The following is a 7463-nucleotide window of genomic DNA, read 5'->3' on the forward strand; positions in this document are numbered from 1 at the left end:
AACCCTTCACCGGGCCCCGGCGTCCCAGACTGCAACGGCCGAGGGGGAACGGGCATGAGCGACGACGACACGCGATCGACCGCGGAGGCCGACGGCAGCGCCGGCCGGGGGGCCGCCGTGGTGGTCGGCGGCGGTCTCGCCGGCGTCACCGCGGCGCTGTCCCTCGCCGACGCGGGCCTGCGCGTGACACTGCTCGAAGGACGGCCGCGCCTGGGCGGGCTGGCCTTCTCCTTCAAGCGCGGCGAGCTGACCGTCGACAACGGCCAGCACGTCTATCTGCGCTGCTGCACCGCCTACCGCTGGTTCCTCGACCGCGTCGACGGGGCGGCCCTCGCACCCCTGCAGGAACGTCTCGACGTGCCCGTCCTCGACGCCGACCGGAACCGGCTCGGGCGCCTGCGCCGCACCGCGCTGCCTGTGCCGCTGCACCTGGCGGCCAGCCTCGCCACGTACCCGCATCTGTCGCTCGCGGAGCGCGCCAACGTGGGGCGCGCCGCGCTCGCCCTCAAGGGGCTCGACCCGGCCGACCCGAAGCTGGACGGCCAGGACTTCGGCAGCTGGCTCGCCGCGCACGGTCAGTCGGCGCGCGCCGTCGAGGCCCTGTGGGACCTGGTCGGCGTGGCCACGCTGAACGCCGTCGCGTCAGACGCCTCGCTGGGGCTCGCCGCGATGGTCTTCAAGACCGGGCTGCTCTCGGAGCCGGGTGCCGCCGACATCGGCTGGTCGCACGTGCCCCTCGGTGACCTCCATGACACGCTCGCCCGCAAGGCGCTCGACTCCGCGGGCGTGCGAACCGAACTGAGGACACGCGTCACCTCCATCTCCCGTACGGGGAACGGAGGTTGGAAGGTCCAAGTTCCCGGTGAGGAGATCGAGGCGGACACCGTCGTGCTCGCCGTGCCGCAGCACGAGACCCACGACCTCCTCCCGGAGGGCGCCCTCGACGAGCCCGACCGGCTGCTCGACATCGACACCGCGCCGATCCTCAACATCCACGTCGTCTACGACCGCAAGGTCCTCAAGCGCCCCTTCTTCGCGGCCATCGGCTCTCCGGTGCAGTGGGTCTTCGACCGTACCGACGCCTCCGGGCTCACCGACGGCCAGTACATCGCGGTGTCCCAGTCCGCCGCCCAGGACGAGATCGACGCGCCCGTCGCCGCGCTGCGCGAGCGCTATCTGCCGGAGCTGGAGCGGCTGCTGCCCGCAGCGCACGGCGCCGAAGTACGGGACTTCTTCGTGACCCGGGAGCGCACCGCGACGTTCGCGCCGACTCCCGGCGTGGGACGGCTGCGGCCCGGTGCCCGCACGAAGGCTCCCGGCCTGTACCTGGCCGGGGCGTGGACCGCCACCGGGTGGCCCGCGACCATGGAGGGCGCCGTCCGCAGTGGCATCAGTGCCGCCGGGGCGGCTCTCCGTGCACTAGACCGCCCGCGGGATCACCTCTTCTACGTCGAGGAGGCCGCGTGAAGCCAGCCCTTCTGGGGTCAGGTCCCCAGAAATCCAGCACCGGAACAAGAGGAGAGACTGTGCCGACTGTGCCCTCGGCCGAATCGGCTGCCGACACGGTGGACGTGACCTCACTGCTCGAGCGCGGAAGGACGCTGGCCACCCCGGTGCTGCGGTCGGCCGTGGACCGCCTCGCGCCGCCCATGGACACCGTCGCCGCCTACCACTTCGGCTGGATCGACGCCGAGGGCAACCCGTCGGACGGCGACGGCGGCAAGGCCGTGCGCCCCGCCCTCGCCCTGCTCTCCGCCGAGGCCGCGGGCGCCGCGCCGGAGGTCGGTGTGCCCGGAGCCGTCGCCGTCGAACTGGTGCACAACTTCTCGTTGCTGCACGACGACCTGATGGACGGTGACGAGCAGCGCCGCCACCGCGACACGGTGTGGAAGGTGCACGGCCCGGCCCAGGCCATCCTCGTCGGCGACGCCCTCTTCGCGCTCGCCAACGAGATCCTCCTGGAGATCGGCACCGTCGAGGCGGGCCGTGCCACGCGCCGCCTGACCACCGCGACCCGCGCCCTGATCGACGGCCAGGCGCAGGACATCTCCTACGAGCACCGAGAGCGGGTCACCGTCGAGGAGTGCCTGGAGATGGAGGGCAACAAGACCGGCGCCCTGCTCGCCTGCGCGGTCTCCATCGGCGCGGTCCTGGGCGGCGCCGACGACCGCACCGCCGACACCCTGGAGAAGTACGGCTACCACCTCGGCCTCGCCTTCCAGGCCGTGGACGACCTCCTCGGCATCTGGGGCGACCCGGAGGCCACCGGGAAGCAGACCTGGAGCGACCTTCGCCAGCGCAAGAAGTCACTGCCGGTCGTGGCCGCGCTCGCCGCCGGCGGTCCGGCGTCCGAGCAGCTCGCCGAGCTGCTCGCGGCCGATGCCAAGAGCAACGACTTCGACAGCTTCTCCGAGGAGGAGTTCGCCGCACGCGCCGCCCTGATCGAGCAGGCGGGCGGCCGTGGGTGGACCGCCGACGAGGCCCGGCGTCAGCACACCATCGCCATCGAAGCCCTGGACACCGTCCAGATGCCGGACCGGGTGCGGGCGCAGCTCGTCGCCCTCGCCGACTTCGTCGTCGTACGGAAGAGATGATCACTATCGGACGCATATGACTCGCAGTCGCCGGCCGGCGCCCAGCGCGTCGGCCGACGGCGGACCCACAGCAGAGAAGACGACTGCACGAAGGGGAAGCCATGACAGCGACGACCGACGGAAGCACCGGAGCGGTGACGCCCCGCGCAACCTCGGCCAGCCAGCCACTCGACCCGACCGCCGCGACGGCAGGGCCACGTGACGCCGCCGCGCGCGCCATACATCGCTCCACCGAATTCCTGCTCGCGCAGCAGGACGCCCAGGGCTGGTGGAAGGGCGACCTCGACACGAACGTGACGATGGACGCCGAAGACCTGCTGCTCCGTCAGTTCCTGGGGATCCGGGACGAGAAGACCACCCGGGCCGCCGCGCTCTTCATCCGGGGCGAGCAGCGCGACGACGGCACCTGGGCCACCTTCTACGGCGGTCCCGGTGAACTCTCCACCACCATCGAGGCGTACGTCGCGCTGCGTCTGGCCGGCGACGCCCCCGACGACCCGCACATGGCCAAGGCCTCCGCCTGGATCCGCGACCAGGGCGGCATCGCCGAGAGCCGCGTCTTCACCCGCATTTGGCTCGCCCTGTTCGGCTGGTGGAAGTGGGACGACCTGCCCGAACTCCCGCCGGAGCTCATCTACTTCCCCAAGTGGCTGCCCCTCAACATCTACGACTTCGGGTGCTGGGCCCGCCAGACGATCGTGCCGCTCACGGTCGTCTCCGCCAAGCGGCCCGTACGGCCCGCGCCCTTCCCGCTGGACGAGCTGCACAGCGACGCGCGCCTGCCGAACCCGGGCAAGCCCCTTGCACCCATGGGGAGTTGGGACGGCGTCTTCCAGCGCCTCGACAAGGCGCTGCACCTCTACCGCAAGGTCGCCCCACGCAAAGTACGCAAGGCGGCGATGAACAGTGCCGCCCGCTGGATCATCGAACGCCAAGAGAACGACGGCTGCTGGGGCGGCATCCAGCCGCCCGCCGTCTACTCCGTGATCGCGCTGCACCTGCTCGGCTACGACCTCGAACACCCGGTCCTCAAGGCGGGACTCGAGTCGCTCGACCGGTTCGCGGTCTGGCGCGAGGACGGCGCCCGGATGATCGAGGCGTGCCAGTCGCCGGTCTGGGACACATGCCTGGCAACCATCGCGCTCGCCGACGCGGGCGTGCCCGCCGACCACCCGCAGCTCATCAAAGCGGCCGACTGGATGCTCGCCGAGGAGATCGCGCGCCCGGGTGACTGGGCCGTGCGCAGGCCCGAACTCGCCCCGGGCGGCTGGGCGTTCGAGTTCCACAACGACAACTACCCGGACATCGACGACACCGCCGAGGTCGTCCTGGCCCTGCGCCGCGTGGACCACCCGGACCGCGCGCGCATGGAGAACGCCATCGCCCGCGGAGTGCGCTGGAACCTGGGCATGCAGTCCAAGAACGGGGCCTGGGCCGCCTTCGACGCCGACAACACCAGCCCGTTCCCCAACCGGCTGCCGTTCTGCGACTTCGGCGAGGTCATCGACCCGCCGTCGGCCGACGTCACCGGGCATGTCGTCGAGATGCTCGCCATCGAGGGCAAGGCGCACGACCCGCGCACCCGGCGTGGCATCGAGTGGCTGCTCGCCGAACAGGAGGCGGACGGCTCCTGGTTCGGCCGCTGGGGGGTCAACTACGTATACGGGACAGGGTCCGTGGTGCCCGCGCTCACCGCGGCGGGACTGCCCGGTTCGCACCCGGCGCTGCGCCGCGCCGTCGGCTGGCTGGAGTCGGTGCAGAACGACGACGGAGGCTGGGGCGAGGACCTGCGCTCCTACCGCTACGAGGAGTGGCGCGGTCATGGCGCCTCCACCGCGTCACAGACCGCCTGGGCGCTGCTCGCCCTGATCGCGGCCGGTGAGCGGGACTCCAAGGCCGTGGAGCGGGGCGTCGCCTGGCTCGCCGAGACGCAGCGGGACGACGGCTCCTGGGACGAGCCGTACTTCACCGGCACCGGCTTCCCCTGGGACTTCTCCATCAACTACCACCTCTACCGGCAGGTGTTCCCGCTCACAGCCCTCGGCCGGTACGTCAACGGGGAGCCGTTCGCGGGCCTCTCCGCCAAGGGGGGCTGATGGGCCAGGCCCCGGCCGTGCCGGACCCCGCACCGCTGCTGATCGCCTGCGCGCTCGGCATCGAGCACCTCGCCCTGCGTATGGGCGACCGCGGAGGCGCGCACGGGCGGGTCACCATGCTCCGTACGGGCATGGGCCCCAAGAACGCCGAGCGCGCCGTCACCGGCGCCCTCGGCAAGGAGCCGCTGCGCCACGCCGCCGTCGTGGCCACCGGCTTCTGCGCCGGGCTCGCCCCCGGCATGCACCCCGGGGACCTGGTCGTCGCCGACCAGACCCGCGACGCACACGGCCACACGCCCTGCGTCGGCACCGAACTGCTGGTCAAGGAGCTCGTGCGCGCCGTGCCCGGCCGCACCGTGCACACCGGCCCGCTCACCGGCTCCGACCATGTCGTCCGCGGACACGAACGCGCCGACCTGCTCGCCACGGGCGCCATCGCGGTGGACATGGAGTCCGCGGCGACGCTGCACAGCGCGATGCGGGTGGGAGACCGGCCGGTTGCCGCCGTCCGGGTGGTCGTGGACGCCCCACAGCACGAACTCGTCCGTATCGGCACGGTGCGCGGTGGAATATCAGCTTTCCGTGTTCTTCGTGCCGTGCTTCCCGCTTTTTTCGAATGGCACCGTTCTTCTTTGCTCCCTCGGAGGTGAGCCAGATGGCCATGCCGCTGCGCCAGACCGTCAAGGTCGCGACGTATCTCTTTGAACAGAAGCTCCGCAAGCGTGACAAGTTTCCGCTGATCGTCGAGTTGGAGCCGCTCTTCGCCTGCAATCTCGCGTGCGAGGGATGCGGAAAGATCCAGCACCCGGCCGGAGTGCTCAAGCAGCGCATGCCGGTGGCCCAGGCCGTCGGCGCCGTCCTTGAATCCGGTGCGCCGATGGTGTCGATCGCCGGTGGCGAGCCGCTGATGCACCCTCACATCGACGAGATCGTGCGGCAGTTGGTGGCGAAGAAGAAGTACGTCTTCCTCTGCACCAATGCCATGCTGCTGCGCAAGAAGCTGGAGAAGTTCACGCCTTCTCCGTACTTCGCGTTCGCGGTGCACATCGACGGGATGCGGGAGCGGCACGACGAATCCGTCGCGAAGGAGGGTGTGTTCGACGAGGCGGTGGAGGCCATCAAGGAAGCCAAGAAACGCGGTTTCCGGGTGACCACCAACTCCACCTTCTTCAGCAACGACACCCCGCAGAACATCATCGAGGTCCTCAACTTCCTCAACGACGAGCTGGAAGTCGACGAGATGATGCTGTCGCCCGCCTACGCCTACGAGAAGGCGCCGGACCAGGAGCACTTCCTGGGCGTCGAGCAGACCCGCGAACTCTTCAAGAAGGCCTTCGCGGGCGGCAACAGGCGGCGCTGGCGCCTGAACCACTCGCCGCTGTTCCTCGACTTCCTCGAGGGCAAGGCGGACTTCCCGTGCACCGCGTGGGCGATTCCGAACTACTCGCTCTTCGGCTGGCAGCGCCCCTGCTACCTGATGAGCGACGGGTACGTCCCCACGTACAAGGAGCTCGTCGAGGAGACCGACTGGAGCAAGTACGGCCGCGGCAAGGACCCGCGGTGCGCCAACTGCATGGCGCACTGCGGCTACGAACCGACCGCCGTCCTCGCCACCATGGGCTCCCTCAAGGAGTCCATCCGCGCCGCCCGTGAGACGGTCTCCGGAAACCGCGGGTGACGTCATGACCCCTGGAACGCCTGTCGCACTGGGCCTTCCTGAGCTGCCGGTCCGGCCGATCGCGGAGCGTCGCCTCTCGCGGCGCATCGAGGTCGGGCCGGTGGCCGTGGGGGGCGGTGCGCCCGTCTCGGTGCAGTCCATGACGACGACGCGTACGTCCGACATAGGGGCGACGCTGCAGCAGATCGCCGAACTCACCGCGTCCGGCTGCCAGATCGTGCGGGTCGCGTGCCCCACACAGGACGACGCGGACGCCCTCGCGACCATCGCGCGCAAGTCGCAGATCCCGGTGATCGCCGACATCCACTTCCAGCCGAAGTACGTCTTCGCGGCGATCGACGCCGGGTGTGCGGCGGTGCGGGTGAACCCCGGCAACATCAAGCAGTTCGACGACAAGGTCAAGGAGATCGCGCGCGCCGCGAGCGACGCCGGTACGCCGATCCGGATCGGCGTCAACGCGGGCTCCCTGGACGCGCGCCTCCTCCAGAAGTACGGGAAGGCCACCCCCGAGGCCCTGGTCGAATCCGCCCTCTGGGAGGCGTCGCTCTTCGAGGAGCACGGCTTCGGGGACATCAAGATCTCCGTGAAGCACAACGACCCGGTGGTCATGGTCAACGCCTACCGGCAACTGGCCGCAGCCAGTGACTATCCGCTGCACCTCGGTGTGACGGAGGCGGGCCCCGCCTTTCAGGGCACGATCAAGTCGGCGGTGGCGTTCGGGGCGTTGCTGAGCGAGGGCATCGGCGACACCATCCGGGTCTCGCTGTCCGCGCCGCCCGCCGAAGAGGTCAAGGTCGGCATCCAGATCCTGGAGTCCCTGGGCCTGCGCCAACGCCGCCTGGAGATCGTCTCCTGTCCGTCCTGCGGGCGGGCGCAGGTGGACGTGTACAAGCTGGCCGACGAGGTCACCGCGGGCCTGGACGGCATGGAAGTGCCGCTGCGCGTCGCGGTCATGGGGTGTGTCGTGAACGGGCCGGGGGAGGCCCGTGAGGCGGATCTCGGTGTCGCGTCCGGCAATGGCAAGGGGCAGATCTTCGTCAAGGGCGAGGTCATCAAGACCGTCCCCGAGTCGAAGATCGTGGAGACCCTCATCGA

At 70.4% G+C, this 7463-nt stretch carries 6 protein-coding genes; all 6 read left to right on the forward strand.

The annotated features are described in order from the left end of the window. The first annotated feature begins 54 nt into the window (after nt 1–54). On the forward strand, nt 55–1467 hold the full coding sequence (hpnE, locus tag AC5P1C_RS23205; protein WP_493867817.1) for a hydroxysqualene dehydroxylase HpnE: 1413 nt from the start codon (nt 55–57) through the stop codon (nt 1465–1467). Further along, on the forward strand, nt 1464–2594 hold the full coding sequence (locus AC5P1C_RS23210) for a polyprenyl synthetase family protein (RefSeq protein ID WP_493867818.1): 1131 nt from the start codon (nt 1464–1466) through the stop codon (nt 2592–2594). Before hpnE ends, AC5P1C_RS23210 begins: the two co-directional genes overlap by 4 nt. A 101-nt stretch (nt 2595–2695) precedes the next feature. Then, nucleotides 2696–4690, forward strand: a complete 1995-nt coding sequence (shc, locus tag AC5P1C_RS23215; protein ID WP_493867819.1) for a squalene--hopene cyclase — start codon at nt 2696–2698, stop codon at nt 4688–4690. After that, a complete protein-coding gene (locus AC5P1C_RS23220; protein ID WP_493867820.1) occupies nt 4690–5340 on the forward strand; it encodes a phosphorylase family protein in 651 nt (216 codons plus the stop codon). Before shc ends, AC5P1C_RS23220 begins: the two co-directional genes overlap by 1 nt. Before the next feature lie 5 nt (nt 5341–5345). Continuing rightward, on the forward strand, nt 5346–6368 hold the full coding sequence (gene hpnH, locus AC5P1C_RS23225; RefSeq protein ID WP_493867821.1) for an adenosyl-hopene transferase HpnH: 1023 nt from the start codon (nt 5346–5348) through the stop codon (nt 6366–6368). A gap of 4 nt (nt 6369–6372) precedes the next feature. After that, nucleotides 6373–7463 (forward strand): flavodoxin-dependent (E)-4-hydroxy-3-methylbut-2-enyl-diphosphate synthase (gene ispG / locus AC5P1C_RS23230; protein WP_493867822.1); only part of this gene is annotated, 1091 nt, incomplete at its 3' end.

This window comes from Streptomyces sp. A18, from assembly GCF_059026065.1.

Bases quoted from the DNA above. Each gene is read 5' to 3' on its own strand.
- hpnE (WP_493867817.1), top strand. From the start codon at position 55: ATGAGCGACGACGACACGCGATCGACCGCGGAGGCCGACGGCAGCGCC.
- shc (WP_493867819.1), top strand. From the start codon at position 2,696: ATGACAGCGACGACCGACGGAAGCACCGGAGCGGTGACGCCCCGCGCA.
- AC5P1C_RS23220 (WP_493867820.1), top strand. From the start codon at position 4,690: ATGGGCCAGGCCCCGGCCGTGCCGGACCCCGCACCGCTGCTGATCGCC.
- hpnH (WP_493867821.1), top strand. From the start codon at position 5,346: ATGGCCATGCCGCTGCGCCAGACCGTCAAGGTCGCGACGTATCTCTTT.